Source organism: Chryseobacterium sp. YIM B08800 (assembly GCF_026163565.1).
GTDB lineage: Bacteria > Bacteroidota > Bacteroidia > Flavobacteriales > Weeksellaceae > Chryseobacterium.
Genome location: NZ_JAPDKN010000059.1, coordinates 1 through 18,749, shown reverse-complemented (window position 1 = coordinate 18,749; position 18,749 = coordinate 1). Strand labels below are relative to the sequence as shown.

Annotated in this window: 22 protein-coding genes; 15 read left to right on the top strand and 7 right to left on the bottom strand. The window is 34.0% G+C overall.

Annotation, left to right across the window (positions count from 1 at the left end; all coding sequences use genetic code 11):
* The 3 genes from OEW74_RS17690 to OEW74_RS17680 all read right to left on the bottom strand — a co-directional run.
* The coding region (locus OEW74_RS17690; protein WP_265429721.1) for a type IX secretion system membrane protein PorP/SprF at positions 1–338 on the bottom strand (338 nt) is incomplete at its 3' end.
* Between the two features lie 51 nt (positions 339–389).
* Positions 390–1,457: an RluA family pseudouridine synthase gene (locus tag OEW74_RS17685; protein WP_265429720.1), complete on the bottom strand. Its 1,068-nt coding sequence runs from the start codon at positions 1,455–1,457 to the stop codon at positions 390–392.
* A 73-nt stretch (positions 1,458–1,530) separates the two neighbouring features.
* A complete protein-coding gene (locus OEW74_RS17680) occupies positions 1,531–2,568 on the bottom strand; it encodes a PASTA domain-containing protein (RefSeq protein WP_265429719.1) in 1,038 nt (345 codons plus the stop codon).
* Positions 2,569–2,722: 154 nt separating this feature from the next.
* Here OEW74_RS17680 and OEW74_RS17675 point away from each other — a divergent pair, with 154 nt between their 5' ends.
* The 5 genes from OEW74_RS17675 to OEW74_RS17655 all read left to right on the top strand — a co-directional run bounded on the left by OEW74_RS17675 (position 2,723) and on the right by OEW74_RS17655 (position 5,870).
* Positions 2,723–3,712, top strand: a complete 990-nt coding sequence (locus OEW74_RS17675; protein ID WP_265429723.1) for a D-alanine--D-alanine ligase — start codon at positions 2,723–2,725, stop codon at positions 3,710–3,712.
* A 72-nt stretch (positions 3,713–3,784) separates the two neighbouring features.
* Entirely contained in the window at positions 3,785–4,252 is a 468-nt protein-coding gene (gene coaD, locus OEW74_RS17670; RefSeq protein WP_265429718.1) for a pantetheine-phosphate adenylyltransferase, read from the top strand.
* Positions 4,253–4,294: 42 nt separating this feature from the next.
* Positions 4,295–4,651 carry a four helix bundle protein gene (locus OEW74_RS17665; protein ID WP_265429717.1) on the top strand — a complete coding sequence of 119 codons (357 nt, stop codon included), beginning with the start codon at positions 4,295–4,297 and terminating at the stop codon, positions 4,649–4,651.
* A gap of 47 nt (positions 4,652–4,698) precedes the next feature.
* Entirely contained in the window at positions 4,699–5,331 is a 633-nt protein-coding gene (locus OEW74_RS17660; RefSeq protein WP_265429716.1) for a trimeric intracellular cation channel family protein, read from the top strand.
* A 5-nt stretch (positions 5,332–5,336) separates the two neighbouring features.
* Positions 5,337–5,870 carry a hypothetical protein gene (locus OEW74_RS17655; protein ID WP_265429715.1) on the top strand — a complete coding sequence of 178 codons (534 nt, stop codon included), beginning with the start codon at positions 5,337–5,339 and terminating at the stop codon, positions 5,868–5,870.
* Positions 5,871–5,919: 49 nt separating this feature from the next.
* On the opposite strand, the gene OEW74_RS17650 is transcribed toward OEW74_RS17655, so the two are convergent.
* On the bottom strand, positions 5,920–6,486 hold the full coding sequence (locus OEW74_RS17650; RefSeq protein ID WP_265429714.1) for a DUF2892 domain-containing protein: 567 nt from the start codon (positions 6,484–6,486) through the stop codon (positions 5,920–5,922).
* A 118-nt stretch (positions 6,487–6,604) separates the two neighbouring features.
* Positions 6,605–7,096 carry a dihydrofolate reductase gene (locus tag OEW74_RS17645; RefSeq protein WP_265429713.1) on the bottom strand — a complete coding sequence of 164 codons (492 nt, stop codon included), beginning with the start codon at positions 7,094–7,096 and terminating at the stop codon, positions 6,605–6,607.
* A gap of 139 nt (positions 7,097–7,235) precedes the next feature.
* On the opposite strand from OEW74_RS17645, the gene OEW74_RS17640 reads away from it, so the two are divergent.
* The 6 genes from OEW74_RS17640 to OEW74_RS17615 all read left to right on the top strand — a co-directional run bounded on the left by OEW74_RS17640 (position 7,236) and on the right by OEW74_RS17615 (position 12,128).
* On the top strand, positions 7,236–7,844 hold the full coding sequence (locus OEW74_RS17640; protein ID WP_074231087.1) for a LemA family protein: 609 nt from the start codon (positions 7,236–7,238) through the stop codon (positions 7,842–7,844).
* On the top strand, positions 7,844–8,272 hold the full coding sequence (locus tag OEW74_RS17635; RefSeq protein WP_416207914.1) for a TPM domain-containing protein: 429 nt from the start codon (positions 7,844–7,846) through the stop codon (positions 8,270–8,272). The genes OEW74_RS17640 and OEW74_RS17635 overlap by 1 nt, the downstream gene beginning before the upstream one ends.
* Positions 8,253–9,056: a TPM domain-containing protein gene (locus OEW74_RS17630; RefSeq protein ID WP_265429712.1), complete on the top strand. Its 804-nt coding sequence runs from the start codon at positions 8,253–8,255 to the stop codon at positions 9,054–9,056. The genes OEW74_RS17635 and OEW74_RS17630 overlap by 20 nt, the downstream gene beginning before the upstream one ends.
* A gap of 25 nt (positions 9,057–9,081) precedes the next feature.
* Positions 9,082–9,636: a hypothetical protein gene (locus OEW74_RS17625; protein WP_265429711.1), complete on the top strand. Its 555-nt coding sequence runs from the start codon at positions 9,082–9,084 to the stop codon at positions 9,634–9,636.
* Positions 9,637–9,724: 88 nt separating this feature from the next.
* The gene (locus OEW74_RS17620; RefSeq protein WP_265429710.1) at positions 9,725–10,246 is read left to right on the top strand and encodes an NAD(P)H-dependent oxidoreductase; all 522 of its coding nucleotides are present in this window, start codon (positions 9,725–9,727) and stop codon (positions 10,244–10,246) included.
* A gap of 1 nt (position 10,247) precedes the next feature.
* Positions 10,248–12,128 carry a monovalent cation:proton antiporter-2 (CPA2) family protein gene (locus OEW74_RS17615; protein ID WP_265429709.1) on the top strand — a complete coding sequence of 627 codons (1,881 nt, stop codon included), beginning with the start codon at positions 10,248–10,250 and terminating at the stop codon, positions 12,126–12,128.
* A 1-nt stretch (position 12,129) separates the two neighbouring features.
* Here OEW74_RS17615 and OEW74_RS17610 read toward each other — a convergent pair whose 3' ends face one another.
* On the bottom strand, positions 12,130–12,939 hold the full coding sequence (locus OEW74_RS17610; RefSeq protein ID WP_265429708.1) for a head GIN domain-containing protein: 810 nt from the start codon (positions 12,937–12,939) through the stop codon (positions 12,130–12,132).
* 234 nt (positions 12,940–13,173) lie between these two features.
* Between OEW74_RS17610 and OEW74_RS17605 the strand changes: the two genes are divergently transcribed.
* The 3 genes from OEW74_RS17605 (at position 13,174) to OEW74_RS17595 (ending at position 16,601) form a co-directional block, all read left to right on the top strand.
* Positions 13,174–15,315, top strand: a complete 2,142-nt coding sequence (locus OEW74_RS17605) for a M3 family metallopeptidase (protein ID WP_265429707.1) — start codon at positions 13,174–13,176, stop codon at positions 15,313–15,315.
* A gap of 78 nt (positions 15,316–15,393) precedes the next feature.
* On the top strand, positions 15,394–16,176 hold the full coding sequence (locus OEW74_RS17600; protein WP_265429706.1) for a hypothetical protein: 783 nt from the start codon (positions 15,394–15,396) through the stop codon (positions 16,174–16,176).
* 2 nt (positions 16,177–16,178) lie between these two features.
* Positions 16,179–16,601: a hypothetical protein gene (locus tag OEW74_RS17595; protein WP_265429705.1), complete on the top strand. Its 423-nt coding sequence runs from the start codon at positions 16,179–16,181 to the stop codon at positions 16,599–16,601.
* A gap of 68 nt (positions 16,602–16,669) precedes the next feature.
* Here the strand turns inward: OEW74_RS17595 and OEW74_RS17590 are convergent, their stop codons facing one another.
* Positions 16,670–17,956: a TlpA family protein disulfide reductase gene (locus OEW74_RS17590; RefSeq protein WP_265429704.1), complete on the bottom strand. Its 1,287-nt coding sequence runs from the start codon at positions 17,954–17,956 to the stop codon at positions 16,670–16,672.
* A 198-nt stretch (positions 17,957–18,154) separates the two neighbouring features.
* Here OEW74_RS17590 and OEW74_RS17585 point away from each other — a divergent pair, with 198 nt between their 5' ends.
* On the top strand, positions 18,155–18,532 hold the full coding sequence (locus OEW74_RS17585) for a YchJ family protein (protein ID WP_265429703.1): 378 nt from the start codon (positions 18,155–18,157) through the stop codon (positions 18,530–18,532).
* Positions 18,533–18,749: the final 217 nt, after the last annotated feature.

Sequence of the window (18,749 nt, the reverse complement as noted above, 5' to 3'; positions counted from 1 at the left end):
CCTTCACTACTTAGTGGGATGAAATAAGATGCACCAGCTGTAATACCTCCAGCTGAAATAGGACCGTTGCTATCTCTAAAAACAGAAAGACCTGCTCCAACTCTGTCAAAAATATTTGCATTAATCCCTACAGACTGCACGTTTGGAGACTCGCTGAATTTTGAAAATTGTTGTTGATAGTTAAGGTTAAGTTGTACGTAGTCTGTTTTACCGTATTGTGCAGGGTTGAACAGGAACTCACCATCCAAAAGATATTGTTGATAGTATGGTAGTGATTCTTGTGCTTTGTATGCATTCGACAAAAGAGCTAAACATACGATAGCATATAGTTTTCTCATAACAAATCTTGATTTCAATTCAACAAATATAAAAAAAATCTCAATATATTTTTAGTTTTCTAAATAATTTCTCCATTTTTTTACAGCATCCGCCATATCTTGAGGCATTGGGCTTTCAAAATACAATTCCTTTTTGGTAGTGGGATGTATAAATCCTAAAGTGTGTGCATGAAGCGCATGTCTAGGTAAAATATCGAACACGTTTTTTATAAAGTGCTTATACTTAGGAAGATTAACTCCTCTCAAGGCGACATTTCCTTCATATCTCTCGTCATTGAACAATGTATGACCAATATGTTTAAAATGTGCTCTGATTTGATGCGTTCTTCCTGTCTCAAGTTTACATTCTACCCAAGTCATATATTTAAAACGCTCTAAAACTTTATAATGCGTAACCGCATGCTTTCCTTGGCTTCCGTCAACATAAGTGTACATCTGAATTCTGTTTTTAGGATGTCTTCCGATATGCCCGGTAATTGTCCCTTCATCATCTTTTACATTTCCCCAGACAAATGCCCAATACAAACGTCTTGTTTTTCTTTCGAAAAATTGTTTAGCAAGGAAGCTTAATGCATATTCGGTTTTGGCAATTACCAAAAGTCCAGATGTATCTTTATCTATTCTGTGAACCAAACCTACTCTGTCTAAATCTGATTTCTGACCGTTTTTCTGAAAATGAAAAGCCAAAGCATTGACCAAAGTATTGTCCCAGTTTCCGAATCCAGGATGTACTACCATTCCCGGTTCTTTGTCTACCACAATTAAATCATCATCTTCATAGACAATATTAATAGGAATATCTTGTGGAATAATGACGTTTTCGCGAGGTGGATGCGTTAGTAAAACAGAAATCTGATCGCCCGGTTTTACTCTATAATTTTGCTTTACAGGATTTCCGTTAACTACGACATTTCCGGCACGACAAGTCTGCGAAATTTTGTTTCTGGAAGAATTTTGTCTAAAGTTAAATAAAAACTTATCTATTCTTAACGGTTCCTGATTGCCATCAACTGTAATATTAAGATGCTCATAAAGACCCTTATTTTCATCATCAATGTCAACACTATTATTGGCATCTAAAAATTCTTCGTCTAAAAAATCCTCGTTATCTTCTGTCATTGCTTTATCTATATAAAAGGCTTCAACATAATTAAAGTTGAAGCCTTTTTTTTATTTTAAATTAAAAATCAATTTATATAATTACCTTTTTAGCTTTAGGCTTTTCTGTTGCAGGAGTTGTCGTTGGTGCAGCAGATTTTGGTTTATCACCTGTAGTTGCAGGTTTTGTTGAAGTTCCAGATGGTTTTGCAGTCTCAGTTTTAGGAGCTTCCTTTTTCTGAGGTGCAGGAGCCGGAACCGGATCATTCATCGGTGGCGGATCTTGGAAATTAGGAACTTCATCATATCTCACCGGAGGCAAAGTAGTGTCTACTTTCATACGGTAAGTAGAATTAAGTATTTCTATTTTTCCACGTAGTTCGGCAGGAGTTTTTTTACTTGCCCAAAGGTCAATCTGCATTCCCTGATCTCGTGCATCGCCCGATGCAGGATCTTGGTAGTACACAATATCTGAATCATCATTTCCTCCATCTTCATAATCTACAAGACCAACTTCAAAAAGGTTTCTTGCAATCAAAGCTTTTGCTTCTTTCACCGTTAATCCCACAACATTTGGAATAGCAATATTTCGCATAGGTCCAGAACCTACTACAACATCAATCACTGAGAATCTAGGAATTTTAGTTCCCGGTTTTATAGAACTTCCTTTAAATAAGATTCTTAAAACCGCATCTTTCTGAATGCTCGGTTCGTAAATAGTATCTGCAACCTTAAGACCTACCTGCTCTAATCTCTGGAAAGCCAATCCCGAATATTTATTGATAACATCAGGAACAGCAACCGGAGCCCAGCTTTTAGGATTTACCATGAGCTGAATCGCTCTTCCGTCTTTTACACGGGATCCAGGAGAAGGATAAACCTTCAAAACCTGAAGCGGTCTGTATTTAGGGTTATAGGCTGCACTGTCAACTTCATAGTCAAGTCCTGCATCTTCTAATATTTTTACAGCGTCGTGCACTGATTTGTTAATAACATTAGGAACAGGAATTTCCTGCCCATGATTGGTGTGATACTCCAACCAACGGAAAGTAAGCCATACCAATCCTACGAAAATACCGATGGCTACTAATAAATTGAGTAAAACTTTCCAGTTGAAAAGTGATTTAAGCATACTTAAAAATACTTTAATAATAACGACAAAGATAATTAATAATTTTATAATGAAGTTTTTATTTAGCAGATTTCATTTTTGCTTTCAAAAAAATCAAAATTCATTTATTTCAATATATAAAATGTTTAAATTTGCCTTTATTGATAATATGGATATGAGCAAAAAACACGTTGCCGTAGTTATGGGAGGCTATTCTGACGAATATAAAGTTTCTCTGAAAAGTGGCCAGTTAATATATGATTCTTTAGACAGAGACCTTTATCTTGTCTATAAAGTGGTTATTCTAAAAGACGAATGGTATTTTCTGGATGAAAATGAGAATAAAAAAGCCATCAACAAAGGTGATTTTTCGGTTACTTTAGACAACAATGAAGTATTGAAATTCGATGCTTGCTTCAATATTATCCACGGAACTCCGGGTGAAAACGGAATTCTTCAGGCTTATTGGGATGCTATCGGACAGAAATATACCGGTTGCGATTTCTATCAAAGCGCATTAACTTTCAATAAAAAAGATACTTTAGCAGTACTTTCAAAATATGGAATTCCTTCTGCAAAAAGTATTTATTTAAGAAAAGGAGAAGATATTAATGTTGACAAAATTATTAATGAATTAGGACTTCCTGTATTTGTAAAACCCAATCAGTCGGGTTCGTCATTAGGCATTTCTAAAGTAAAAGACAAATCTGAGCTCATTGCTGCAACCGAAATCGCTTTTAAAGAAGATGATGAGATCTTAATTGAAAGTTTCTTAGACGGAATGGAAGTTTCTGTTGGCGTGATCGATTTTAAAGGTGAAACGATCGTCTTGGGGATTACAGAAATTGTTCCTACCAACGAATTTTTCGATTACGAAGCTAAATACGAAGGTGCTTCCGAAGAAATTACTCCTGCGAGAATTGATGAAGAGACCACAAAAAGAGTGGAAGAAATTGCAAAAAGAGCTTACAATTCTCTTGGAATGAGCGGTTTTTCGAGAAGTGAATTTATTTTGATGGACGGAATTCCTTATATGCTTGAAATGAATACCAACCCAGGGTTTTCTCCGGCAAGTATTCTTCCGCAACAGGCAAAGATCTACGGAATTTCAATCAAAGATCTTTGTGGAAACGAAGTTGAAAAAGCTTTACAAAAGAGAAACTAGATATTAGAAGTTAGAGATTAGAGTAAAAACAACTCATAATTGATAACCCATAACTTATAATTTTATTTGCGCATGAAAATTGCTGTTTTTCCGGGGTCTTTTGATCCGATTACTTTAGGACATTATGATATTATCGAAAGAGCAGCTGCGCTTTTCGACAAAGTAATTATCGCTATTGGTCAAAATTCTCAGAAGAAATATATGTTTCCTCTTGAAAAAAGAATAGAATTCATACAAAATTCGGTAGCCGAATTTCCCAATGTGGAAGTTGATCATTTTGAAGGCTTAACTGTGGATTATTGCTTTGAAAAAAATGCTCAGTTTATTTTAAGAGGTTTAAGAAATCCTGCCGATTTCGAATTTGAGAAAGCAATTGCCCATACCAATCGTACGTTAGCTCACAAAAAACTCGAGACTGTTTTCCTCTTGACTTCATCAGGAAAGTCATTTATCAGCAGCAGCATCGTGAGAGAGATCATCAACCACGGTGGAGAATATGAACTTTTGGTTCCGGAAGCGGTAAGAGTTGAACATAAGTAATGAGTAATTGGTAATGAGTAATTTTTAAATACAGTTATATTTATGGATTTTAATCAAATCTTTAGAGATAGAACGAAAAATTTCTCTATATCAATAATAAAATTACTTTCACCATTACCATATTCAGATGCTGTTTCAATCATTAGAAAACAGATCATAAGATCTGCAACTTCTGTTGCCGCAAATTACAGAGCGGTTTCAAGGGCAAGATCTGATAAAGAACGATTTGCAAAAATCTGTATTGTGGTTGAAGAAATAGACGAAACTCAACTGTGGCTGGAGATTATTGAAGACCTTGAATATGTAGATTCAGAAAAATTATTAGCTATAAAATCAGAATGTGAAGAATTAGTCAAAGTAATGACAACTTATAAATATAAATTATCTCAAAATATTTAACCCCAAAATCAATTACTCATTACCAATTACTCATCACTCATAATTTAATGCACGAACAAATCAATTTTGCAATAGAAATTCTTGGTACGATATCGTTTTCGATGTCGGGAAGTTTTGCGGCAATGCAGAAAAGATTAGATCCGTTCGGAGTTTTAATCATTGCTTTCGTCACTTCAGTTGGCGGAGGAACAGTGAGAGATTTACTGCTCGACGTTCCCGTATTTTGGATGCACGACCTTCTGATGTGCGGTGTGATCTTGATAACTTCTATTTTTTCGATGGTCTTTAAATCGATCGAGAAAAACTTTAAAGTGACTTTATTTATTTTCGACAGCTTCGGTTTGGGATTATTTACCCTCATCGGTGTTCAGAAAGGTTTAGATGCAGGTATTCATCCTTTAATCTGTATCGGACTCGGAACTATTACCGGGTGTTTCGGTGGAATTATTCGGGACATTCTGCTCAACAGGATTCCGTTAATTTTTCGAAAAGAAATCTACGCAAGTGCCTGTATCATTGGCGGGGCAACATTTCTTTTACTGACCACTTTCACCAATTTATCTTATACTGTAATTCAGATTTTTACTATTTTATTGATTGTTTCCATTAGAACATTGGCTGTAAAATACCATTGGCAAATGCCTAAATTCTACGGTTACGAAAACAACTCAGAAATGTAAACTTTGTGAAAAAAGCGACCTTTTTTTTAGCTTTATCCATACTATTTTCTTGTAATAATGAAAGTAAGTTCGATCTGGAAAAAGACCTCTATCAATTTTCAGAAAAAATGGAAAATGGAGATACTTTGGAAGTTAATGTTGATTATTCAGCCTGTATGTATGCTGCATCTGAGAGATATAATTTCGTAAAAGAAAATGACACCTTATATTTAGAAACACATTCAGAAATAAGTTCATTTGAAAAGCAGCAACAAACTTTACCCAGAATCATGTATCCTTTTAAACCTAAAAATTCTCTTTCTTTTGAAAATTATTTTAAATATTTAAAAGATGAAAATAGAGCTAAACGGAAATATGGTTCATCATTGGTAACAGTTTATTATCCTAATAAAAATCAAAGACAATATTTCAATGATGACGGGTTAGATGATAAGTTCAAGAAATTGGATAAATTCTCTTTAATTAGAAAAAAACTCTATCCCAATGATAAATTCTTTGAAACGCCAAAACCTCCTCCTCCACCTCCGTCCAGAAAATAAAAAATGCACTAAAATTCAATTAGTGCATTTTTTATTATTTTATCTGCTTTTAAAATTTCCCTCTATTTCTCATATTAGGATTATGCATATGCTTTTGCATCGTTGGCATTTTCAACTGATCTTTCAGCATTTTGATCTGATCGGCCATCATCCCTGCAGAATCTAGTCTTTTTGCTTCTTCCAAAAGTTTTTGCCCTTCCTGTCTTCTACCTTTAGAAATTGCTCCGGCTGCCAAATTAAGCGTCGCCATTGCACGATCATGTTTCATATTCAAACCATAATCTAAAGCTTTTTTCATCAAAGGTTCTACTTGTGTAGGATGTTCCTGAGCCAAAACCAAACCTTGTAAATAATGATAATATCCGTATTGGTTTTTATGAAGTTCAGTTTTATAATCTTTAATATTATTTAAAAACTTTGAAGCTTTAATCATGTCTTGTTTTCTCAATTGCCAGAATGCCAAAAGAATATTTTCGTTCTTAAAAAACAAGAAAATTGGTAATGCGGATAAAAGGAAAACTACGATTCCCCAGCCTAAATTTCTTGTAAAAAACATCATATAAAGACCTCCGATAATCAGAAGTGCCGCAACTATGATTTTTATGTACTTATTCATTATTAAATTTTAGAAGTGCAAAGGTAATAAATTTGGTTGATAGTTGATAGTTTATAGTTGATGGTTACTATTATTAGAATATTTTATTGTATTCAAAAAAACCAACAACTAACAACCATTAACCAACAACTTTCTCGTAAGTTTGAAAACAAAAATCGTATTGATTTTTTTCGTCTTTTTCGTGACAGATTTCTCCTGTTTTTTTCCAAATCTTTTCGTTGATTTTTGGGAAATAAGTATCGGCTTCCAAATTTGCTTTTACCAAAGTTACTTCAAGACGGTCTGCAATTTCCATGGTTTGTTCGTAGACATTTCCGCCACCAATGATAAAGATGTTTTCATCAATTTTTTTTGCAAATTTCACGGCTTCTTTAATGCTACCAACAATTAAAATTCCTTCCTGAAACCAGTTTTTCTTTCTTGAAACAACAATATTGGTACGGTTAGGAAGCGCTTTTCCAATGCTTTCATAGGTTTTTCTCCCCATGATAATCGGGTGTCCCGAAGTTAGATCTTTAAAATGTTTTAAATCTTTCGGAAGATGCCACAATAACTGATTACCAGAACCAATCTCGTTTTTCTCTCCCATTGCCACCACAATTGTTGTCATTCAATAAATTTTATGCAAAATTAGCACTTAATTTGTATATTTGGTTAACACAAAAAATAATAAAAAATTAAAACGATGAAATCGCCATTTCAGAAGATTGGTAGTTTCACAAACTATTTAAAACATTAAAAATTCAGATATGAAAAATAAAGGTTGTCTGAGCGCCGGAACCATCGGTATCGCTCTTCTCATCATCGTTGGAGTACTTTTTTTCTGGGGAAAAAATGGCTACAACAACTTTGTAGCACAGGAACAAAAAGTTGACGCAAAATGGTCCAACGTACAAACGGTATATCAAAAAAGAGCCAACTTAATCCCTAATTTGGAAAGAACGGTAAAATCATATTCAAAATTTGAGCAGGAAACATTGACGAAAGTTGTGGAAGCCCGTTCAAAAGCAACCTCTATCAACATCAATCCGTCTAATCTTACGGAAGAAGATATGGCTAAATTTCAGGCTGCACAAGGTGAATTGTCTGGAGCATTAAGCCGATTAATGGCGGTTGTAGAATCTTATCCAAACCTGAAAGCAGATCAGCAATACATCAATTTCCAAAGAGAATATATTGCAATAGAAAACAGCATCAGAACTGAAACCGTTTATTACAACGATGCTGCAAGAGATTACAACATTTCAATCAAACAGTTTCCTAATAATATTTTGGCAAACTTCACTAATTTTAAAGAAAAACCTTTATTTAAAGCACAAGCCGGAGCAGAAAATGCACCAAGTGTATTTACAGAATAATGAGCCGTTTTTTAACAAATCAACAGATAGATTCTTTAGTAGAAGCAATTCAGTCGGCAGAGCAACATTCTACCGGAGAAATTCGTGTACATATAGATTCTACCACAGATCATCAGATTGCAGAAACCGCTTTTGAGGTGTTTAAAGAATTGTGTAAAGATAAAACCGCAGAAAAAAATGCGGTTCTTTTTCATGTCAATTTTGAGAAAAAGTATTTAACGATCATCGGCGATTCAGGAATCCACGAAAAAGTACATCAATCTTATTGGGATCATCTGCATGATTATATCACGTCAGAATTCGCAAAAGGTCATTTTTACCAAGGTTTAAAAAGCGGAATTCTTGAAACTGGTTTAGAATTAAAAAAATATTTTCCATTAAAAGGAGAAAATCACAACGAATTACCCAATGAGATTACATTCTCTTAAACTATTTTTCACGTTCATCTTAGTTTGCCGTTATGCTTTTTTATCAGCACAGTACACTATTCCTGAAAAACCTGCAGTTTTATACCCTGTTTATGACGAGGCAAATCTGCTTACAACACAGGAAAAAAATGAACTGAATAATAAGCTCATCAAATTCGCAGATTCTACCTCAACGGAAATCGAAATTATTATCATTCCATCTACAAAAGGCGAAGATGTGAATTATTTGGCAACGATGTTTGGCGAAAAATGGGGAATCGGCCAGAAAGATGTAGACAACGGAGTTGTTTTTCTGATTGCTAAAGACGACAGAACGATGTCGATTCAGCAAGGAAGAGCGGTTGAGCAATATTTAACCGCTTCAGTTGCCGGACAAATTTTAGACTACATCGTCACTCCCAATTTCAGACAGGGAAAATGGTATGAAGGCATTAATGGCGGAACCAATGCTATCATGGAAGCGGTTCAGGGAAAATTTAAACCAATTGCTACCAAAAATAAATCCGGAGATATAAGTGTTACCAAACTACTCGTTATTGCTTTCGTTATTTTTATCATCCTCGCTATCTTTTTCGGAAATCGAGGTGGCGGAAACGATGATGATGGTGATATTACCATAAGTCGTAGAGGACGAAGAAATTATCCCGGCGGATTTTTCCCATTCCCTTTTCCAGGAAGTTTTGGAGGCGGATTCGGTGGCGGAAGTTCTCGAGGCGGCGGTGGTTTCGGAGGATTTGGCGGTGGCGGAAGTTTTGGCGGTGGCGGAGCTTCTGGTGGATGGTAATTTTTACAATTAAAATATTAAAATTTTGAAAAACTCAGTTCTTCTTATTGTTATATTTTTCACAATAATTTCATGTAAAAAACAAAAAGAAATTCCGGTTTTAAATTCTATATTCTTTAATTCCGAATTACAAAACGGTTATAAATCTGTTCTCAACAATTCCTCTTTGAATTTTAAGGAATTAAAATATACAAACGTTCCAAAAGAATTTGAGCCTTTTACAGCATATGAATCAAGCGGAGAAAAAAATCCGTATTTTAAAAGTGAAATTAAAAAATTATATGTATCACTTGTACCGAATGATAAAACCTATTCAGTTACACAGTTAATAGAGTTTAATAACACTGAAGATAAGTATAAAGAATTTGACAGTTTACAAAAGCTATTAATTCCTTTTGCAAAAGATTCAAGTCTGTTTGACAAATCGCCTTATAAAAATATTCCAAAAGTTGAAAAGCATTTTCAGATGAAACTTAAAGATGAATACGGAGGAGGCTTTATCGAGATAGTATGCAGTCTTCCATACAATACATTCGTTGTTCGGTATGATACGAAGACGACTTTACCTTTAGAAAAGTAGTATTTCCCAGCGATTAAAATTTCATTAAACCTGCCACAATTGCGAATTTTTCATTAAATTTTAATTATATTTACTGAAAACGGGATCTATGAAAAAAACGCTGGTGGTTTTTGCCCATCCTTATCTGGAACATTCAAACTCAAATGTAGAGTTAATTAATTTCTATGTTCGGCATCAGCATTTTACCCTTCGTGATTTATACGAAGAATATCCCGATTTTCATATTGCCGCTTTCAGAGAACGGAAAAGGCTTCAGAATTATGATCGTTTTATTTTTCAGTTTCCTATTATTTGGTTCGGAATTCCACCCTTACTAAAATTGTGGATTGATGAAGTATTCGATAGAAACTGGATTAAAGAAGGTGAGATTAATCCGCTTGAAAATAAAGAAGTGTATATCGTTGTAACGACCGGAGGAAAAGAAAGGTCTTTTTCAAAAGAAGGAACTTATAAATACACCATTGAAGAAATTATTAGCGGACTGATTGTTTCTTTAAATGTTTTTAATGCCAACATTAAAAGCATCACTATTGTTTACGAAGCCAATAAACTGTCAAAAAAAGAAATTATTTTACAGAAAAAGAAATTTGTAGAAACCCTAAATCAATAATATGGAATCTAGCTTAGCGATGAATACCTTACTTTTTTTGGGCGTTGCCATTATTATGGTTCCGCTCGCAAGAAAATTAGGTTTAAGCTCGGTGATTGGTTATATTTTAGGGGGAATCATCATCGGTCCTTATGTTTTACAACTAACCGGAAACGATGTCGACGGAATTATGCACGCCAGTGAATTTGGAGTGATCATGCTTCTTTTTTTGGTTGGATTAGAATTAGAACCCAGGAAATTCTGGGAAATGCGAAAGAAAATTGTCGGACTCGGTCTCACCCAAATGGCTCTTACCATTTCCATTCTTTTCATTATTTTCTTTTGGGCAGGCTGGAAAGTAGACAAAGCGATTGCCATTGCAATGTGTTTTGCATTATCATCAACTGCCATTGTACTTCAGACCTTACAGGAAAAAAACAATCTGAAAACATCCGCCGGAGAAGCATCATTTTCCACACTTTTATTTCAGGATATTGCTGTCATTCCTATTTTGGCGATTTTGCCAATCATTGCCAATTATAAAGCGAGACATCATGATAGTGAAGTTCAGATTTTAATTCAGAAACTTCCGGAATGGCTTCAGGCGGGAACCGTGATTTTCGGAGTTGTTATTTTAATTTTATTGGGTCGATATGTTTTTGTCCCGTTTTTAAGATACGTTTCAAAAGCGGGAATGGCAGAACTATTAACAGCTTCTTCCCTATTCTTGGTGATAGGAGTTTCAGAATTAATGGTTGCCATCGGATTATCTCCCGCTTTAGGAGCATTTTTAGCAGGTGTCATGTTGGCAAACAGCGAATTCCGTCACGAACTGGAAGCACACATTGATCCGTTTAAAGGACTTCTCCTCGCAGTATTTTTTGTAAGTGTAGGTTCTACAATGAATTTTAACGTCATTGCACAAGATCCTGTTTTCATTTTCAGTACCGTTTTTGTGGTTTTAGCCGTGAAATTTTTTGTGCTTTTTGCGATTGGAAAATTTTTTAAAATTGATACTCCGCAAAGTTTATTTTATGCCTTTGCGCTTTCTCAGGTTGGAGAATTTGCTTTTGTTTTAATAAATTATGCTTCCGACCTTTATCTTTTCAGTGCAGAAATGAATGCTCAAATGATGGCAATCACCGCCATTACAATGTGTATTACTCCAATTCTTTTAATCGTTAATGACAGGTTGATAATTCCAAAATTTATCAAAGAAATTCCTGAAGTAAAATCAGACTTTGATATTCTTGACGGCAATATTACTCAGAAAAAAATCATCATTGTAGGTTTCGGTCATTTCGGAAGCACAGTCGGAAGGCTTCTTAAAGCTAATAAAATATCGGCAACCGTTCTCGACAGAGATTCGGATAGAGTAAAATTATTAAGAAGTTACGGTTTTAAAGTTTATTACGGAGACGCAACAAGAATTCCCGTTTTGAGAGCTGCAGGAATTGAAGATGCAGAAATTTTGGTTTTATGTCTTGACGATCCTGATGACAATAGATTTGTTGCAGAACTGGTTCGTGAGCAATATCCGGATGTGAAAATATTTGTACGAGCTAAAAACAGAATTGATGCCTACGAATATTTAGACAAAGGAATTGATAATATTTACCGTGAAACTTTAGGAACTGCAGTAGAAATGGCTGTTGATGTTTTGCAGGAAACCGGAATGCGAAAGTACGCAGCACGACGTCTTGGGCAAAGATTTATGGCAATTGATAAAGCTTCAATCCGAAAACTGGCAAAATCAAAAGATGATGAAGATATGCGTCTTTTTACCACAAAAGAACTCCTCCAGCGAGAGGAGGAGCTATTGGCTTATGATAATTTAAATTTTGAAAATAAAGACTGGGAAACCTCATCAACAGACGATGACGATGAAGAAACCCAAGAATAAATTATTGTACATCTACGCTTCCACCGCTGCTTTCTTCTTTGGTTACGGTAGTTACATTTCCTTTTTTAATTCCTTTTACACTTCCGCCTGAAGATGCATGACCTTCAAATTTTGAAGAAACACCAATTTCTACACTTGCTCCGCTTGAAGCTTCGGCTTTTACATTTTCAGCAACCACATCCTTTGCAGAAATACCGCTTCCTGAAGATGAAGTAAGATTTGCATTTTTAGTTTTTCCGGAGATGGTAACATCTGCTGCGGAAGAAGCTTCAATGTTAAGGTTTACCGCCCAGATTTGTCCTTTGAAAGTAGCGCTGCTTCCTGCATCAATATCCAGATCATTGGCTTCAAGCTTTCCTGAAATATGAGCTGCACTTGAAATTTCAACATCCGTTTTCTCCTGAGTGAACTGATCTCTTACAATAATGATAGCAGCAGAATTTGCTTCAAGTTTTTTAAAATCTTTAGCATAAATTTTAGCTTTCACATTATTGGTATTCATCACACGTACTCCTGTTTTGTAGTGAATATGAAGTTCACCACCGCTGTTATCCACCAAAACCTCATCGATAATATTTGAAGGGGCAGAAATCACTACTCTTTCAACATCAGATTTAATAATTTCAGCTTCAATAGCCTGAGAAACTTCAATTTCGTCAAAATCTCCTTTAAATTCTTTTTGTTTTAGGGATCCGTGATCTTTATTGGTAACATCGGGTAACCAAGTTGACTTCCCTTCTTTGTTCTCATTTTTTTTGCAAGAAGTGAAAATCACTAATCCTGAAAGAAGTAAAATTGCTGTGTATTTCATAGTTAAATATTTTATTTTTTTAAAAGGACATTTGCAATCGCGTTATCTTCATCAGATTGGAGTGTGAAAAATCATAGCGATTTCATGTTTTAATGTTTAGAAGTTTAGTTTTTAATATCTTTATACTTTAATAACAACTAAATTATAAAATCTCTTACAATTGACAATAAAAACAATTTTTAAAATCAAAAAGAGATTATTCTATATGACTTTTAAAATAATAAATATCTGCCCATGAAACACATTTCATCAGCATTGTTAATTTCTGCTTTGGCATTCAATTACTCTTGTACCACAATGAAAACAAACGACATAAAACAGGAAATGCCTGTTCCTGATGCATCACTTTCTTCAAATCCTTTTATGAAGAAAAGCAAACTTCAGTATGAAGCTCCCGAGTTTGATAAAATTAAAAACGAACATTTCAAACCTGCATTCGAATTTGGATTAAAACAGCACGATGCTGAAATTCTGAAAATCGCCAACAATAGCGAAGCGGCAACTTTTGAAAACACCATTGTTGCATTAGAAAAAAGCGGCGAAGTTCTGAAACGAACTTTAATTACATTTTCAAATCTTACAAGCGCAAATACCAATCCTACTCTGCAGGCTTTAGATGAAGAATATGCTCCAGTATTTGCAGCGCATTCTGATAAAATGTATCTGAATGAAAACCTTTACAACAGAATAAAATCGATCACAGAAAACGGTTTAGATTCAGAAAGCAAAAGATTACTGCAGTTTTACAAGCAGAATTTTGAAATCGCAGGAGCAAATCTTTCTTCTGCCGACAAAGAAAAATTAAAGCAGGTAAATCAGGAATTGGCATCACTTTCTACTCAATATTCAAACAAATTATTGGAAGCGAGAAAGCAAGGTGGCGTTTTCTTTTCTGATGCTAAAGAATTAGACGGACTTTCTGCTGACGAAATTGCTGCAGCAGCAAGCGATGCAAAAACTGCAGGACAACCAGGAAAATATCTTTTAGCTTTACAAAATACTACTCAACAACCTCTTTTGCAAAACCTTACCAACAGAGCAACAAGAGAAAAACTGTTCAAAGCATCTTGGCAAAGAGCCGAAAAAGGCGATGCCAACGACACGAGAGAAACGATTGAGAAATTAGCAAAACTTAGACTTAAAAAAGCTCAGATCTTAGGCAAAAAAAGTTTTGCAGAATGGAAATTGCAGGATCAAATGGCTAAAAATCCTGAAGCTGCGGTAAAGTTGATGAACCAAGTTGCAAATCCTGCAGTAGAAACAGCAAAACGTGAAGCAAAAGACATTCAGGATTTGATCGATCAGCAAAAAAGTGGTTTCAAAGTAGAACCTTGGGATTGGAATTTCTACGCTGAACAGGTAAGAAAAGCAAAATTTGATTTAGATGAAAACCAGATCAAACCTTATTTTGAAATTACAACCGTTTTGGAAAAAGGAGTTTTCTTCGCTGCAGAAAAATTCTATGGATTAACGTTTAAGAAAAGAACTGATCTTCCGGTTTATCATCCTGATGTGGTAACTTATGAAGTTTTTGATCATGACGGAAAATCTATCGCAATCTATTATCTTGATTTTTACACAAGAGATTCTAAAAGTGGTGGAGCCTGGATGAGTAATTACGTTGAGCAATCGTATTTATTGGGAACAAAACCTGTGATTGTAAACTGTTATAATTATCAGAAACCAGCTCCGGGAAAACCTTCTTTAATCAGTTATGATGATGTTTCAACAATCTTCCATGAATTTGGTCATTCTATCCACGGAATGTTTGCAAGCCAGAAATACCCATCACTTTCTGGAACCAATGTACCGAGAGACTTTGTAGAATTCCCATCTCAGATCAATGAACATTGGGCTTTAGATCCGTTAGTTTTGAAAAATTACGCTCTTCATTACGAAACTAAACAACCTATTCCACAGGCTTTGGTTGATAAAATTAAAAAAGCATCAACATTTAACCAAGGTTATATGACAACCGAATTGGTTTCTGCAGCAGCTTTGGATATGGATTGGCATTCTGTGACTAATGAAAGTCAATTGCTTCCGGTTTTAGATTTTGAAAAACAATCATTAAATAATCACGGATTTACTTTGGCTACTGTTCCTCCGAGATATCACACGCCTTATTTCGCACACATTTGGGGCGGTGGTTATTCTGCAGGATATTACGCTTATTTATGGTCTGAAACTTTAGATAATGACGCTTGGGAATGGATTAAAAATAATGGCGGTCTTACAAGAGAAAATGGTGACCGTTTCAGAAAATACATTCTTTCTGTAGGAAATTCTGTAGATCTTAATCAGGCATTCAGAGATTTCACAGGACACGATCCGGATATTAAGCCGTTGTTGAGAAACAGAGGTTTTATTAAATAAAAAATATCATAAATGATATCAAATATTGGTGTAAAAGCAACCTTCTTTTCATCCATAATTATTCTGACTTGTTTCATAATGAAAAATAAAAGATTTGAAAACAAGTCAGAATCTTTTTATTCAGTAAAATCTGATACCCTCTCTGATTCATTAAAAATGGAAATGAATAAATGGATGGTAGAAGAAAGAAAATATTTGGATTCGGCTTGTCAGGAAGAAACTAAGAGAGCGAAGGATGATATTAGAAAGAACAAACTCGTTTTTTTTCATTATTTTGGAATGGTTGAGCAATATAAAGGAAATATTGAAATGAATGAGCTTTTGAAAAAATATAATATCGAAGTTGATTCTGCATTAACTTATTGTACCGTTCCTTTAAATCTTCAAAACTGCTATGCCAATGTAATGAGTAAGGAAATTGATAAAAGATTTGGATCTAAATTTATTGACTCTTTAAGAAATGTTGCAGAAATAAAATATATAAGGAAAAACCCCGATAAAATTTTCGGATTTGAAGAGTGTGACTGGGTTTCCCGATATCCCGGAGACAAATCTTACGAAGAATTTAGTAAAAGTTATGACAGAGATTTTTGGAAAACTGTAGAATATCCCGATGATTTTGAATATAGAAAAGATAAAGACTCATATTCTTCTATGGGAGCAAATTTCATCTTATATAAAACAGGCAAAATTTCAAATATCAAAATTGATGTTACTTTTCAAAATAAAAAGAATTACAAATATTCATCTTACTTTATTAATCGGCTAAAAGAATTTGTTCAAAACACAAAATGGGTTCCTGCAAAAAGTTCAGGAATACCCGTAAACAGTGAAATGGAAATAACTCTATTTTTTAAATAACTATGAAAAAAATAATTGTAAGCGTACTTATCTTAGGATTTGGAACAATTTATGCGCAAAAAAATAAACCACAAGCTAACAAAATCGATAAAAAACTGGTCGGAATCTGGAAAGGCGGAGAAAAAGATCAGCAAATTGAAGGTGTAGAAAAACTTTGGGTGATGGACAGGAAAGAAGACGGAACATTTACTCTCATTTTTACAACAGTTCAGGATTGTGAAATTAATCAACATGTAGAAAAAGGACAATGGTGGATTGAAAATGGAGAGTTTCATGAGCTGCATTTTGATTCAGGAAATACAGATGTTTATACTTACCAGATTGTTGACAACTCTCATGTAAAATATAAGGCAAAAAGTCTTTCTATGGAAATGGCTGATAAAGAATATACTTTTATAGATACAAAAATAGAAGACGAAAATTAAATTAAATTAAAAAAGCATCCAAATTGGATGCTTTTTTTGTGGAAAGAATTCCTATTAAAAAAATTCGTTTAGTTTTTTAATGACATTAAAATCTTTGCAATTTCCTGTTGGTTATATTTTTTCAATAAAACTTTTCCTTGAGAGTCTAACAGTAAGAAATTCGGATTAGAAGAGATTTCCAGCTTTTCCACATAAGTACGGTCGTTATTTTTACTCTTCACGTTGATCCAGCTTTCCAGGCCTTTTTCTTTTACAAAAGTCGCCCATTTTTTATCATCAGGCGTATTAAGATAAGAAACCGATTGGATATCTACACCAGAATTTTTAAGACTTGCTATATAAGTTGCAATTCCCGGTGTTTCTTCCTGACAATGCACACATTCCGGATCGTAGAACATCACAAAAGTGTATTTTGATTTAGGATAAATATCAGAAAGATTAACCATTGTTTTATCTAATTTTTGCATCTCGGTATTTGCAATAGTACTTCCTATCGGTACAGCTTCCAGAGCAGAAAGTTTAGCAGCGATACTTTTATAGAATGTTTCATTTTTATTGACGCACTTCATATCATTCAGATAGGTATTAAATGTATATTTATAAGCATCATTCATCCCTTTCTGGCTATAATATTCAAGATTTTTAAAGATCCATTTCAGATAAAAAAGATAATTTTTAGAATCACAGTTTTGCTCTTTCAGAAGTCGGTCTACACCGATTTTATAGTTTTCGTTATCAATCGGAAGAATATTAATGTATTTAAACAAAAACTGATACGAGTTCGGAAGTATCTGCATTCTTCTGTCATTAAGATCAAGATCTGCAAGAATAGTGGTTTGCAAGGTTTTTCTATCGTCTAAACTTTCAGGAATTTTCACATTCTTTTTCTCTTCAAGTTTTGTATAAAGATCAAGTGTAGGACTTGGATATTTTTTTTGAACAGCTTTTAAAAGCTCTAATTTTTTCTCAATGTTTCCCGATTGTCTTTCGTAGGTAAGGAAACCAATATTCGGTTCTTGTTCAGCCATAAGTCCTAAAAGCTCGCTTCCTTCAAGGTTAAATGATATTTTTGCACCATTGTTAACCAAAATATTTAAGGCAGATTTATTAGACTTCAGTTCCAATTTATAGATTCCTCCCAAAATCCTCTGTTTTTGAACAAATTTTGCGACTGGTGTTTTGTCACTAATCTTTGCAGAATCTACCATATAAGAATCTGAAACCGTTCCGTTAAATATTTTAAGATACATTACATCTTTTGCAATTCCTTTGGTTTTGATGCTTATTTCATAACCATTTTGCGCTGAGAACAGATTAAAAAATCCGAAAAGTAAAAGGAAGATATTTTTTTTCATTGAAAAAGTATTTACACTTGTAAAGTATCACAAAAATATCAATATCTCTGTAAGAACAAAATAAGTTTTATAAAATTTCATCTTATTTTAATTATTATTTAATAATTTTCTTACTTTTTGATGAATTAAATGAAAATTAAATTTTAAATCTACATTCCAAAACTTTTGCGACTTTTGTACATCAAAAAAATAAAAAGAATGAATTGCCCTTGCTGCTCCGGAAAATTATATGAAGAATGTTGCAAACCTTACCATATCGGAGAAAAAAATGCTCCAACTGCAGAAGCTTTAATGCGCTCCAGATTTTCTGCATTTGCTATCCCGAATGGAAAATATTTAATGGAAACAACTTCTCCCAGCAAAAGACAGTTTCACAATACAAAAGATCTGCAGGAATGGGGAGAAATCAATGAATGGACAAAACTTGAAATCATAAATAAACCCTCGATGAATAAAGTAGAATTTAAGGCATATTACACCGATGAAGACGGAGAAAAACAAATGCATCACGAGTTATCAACATTTAAAATGATTCAAAACCGATGGTATTATGTGACTGGGGAATTTTTAGATTAATATATTCAATCGCAAAAACCTTTAACACATGAGTCACAAAGATTTTTTTCTTGGTTTGAAAATATTTTAGAACACAGTAGAGAAAAAATCAAAGATTTTTAAAATGAGTGTTTCTATTATCATGCATTATTATAAATATGCATACAATGAAAATCTTTGATTTTCAACTCTCAGAGCCTGTTTAAATTTTATTGAGTAATAATTTTATGGCAGATAA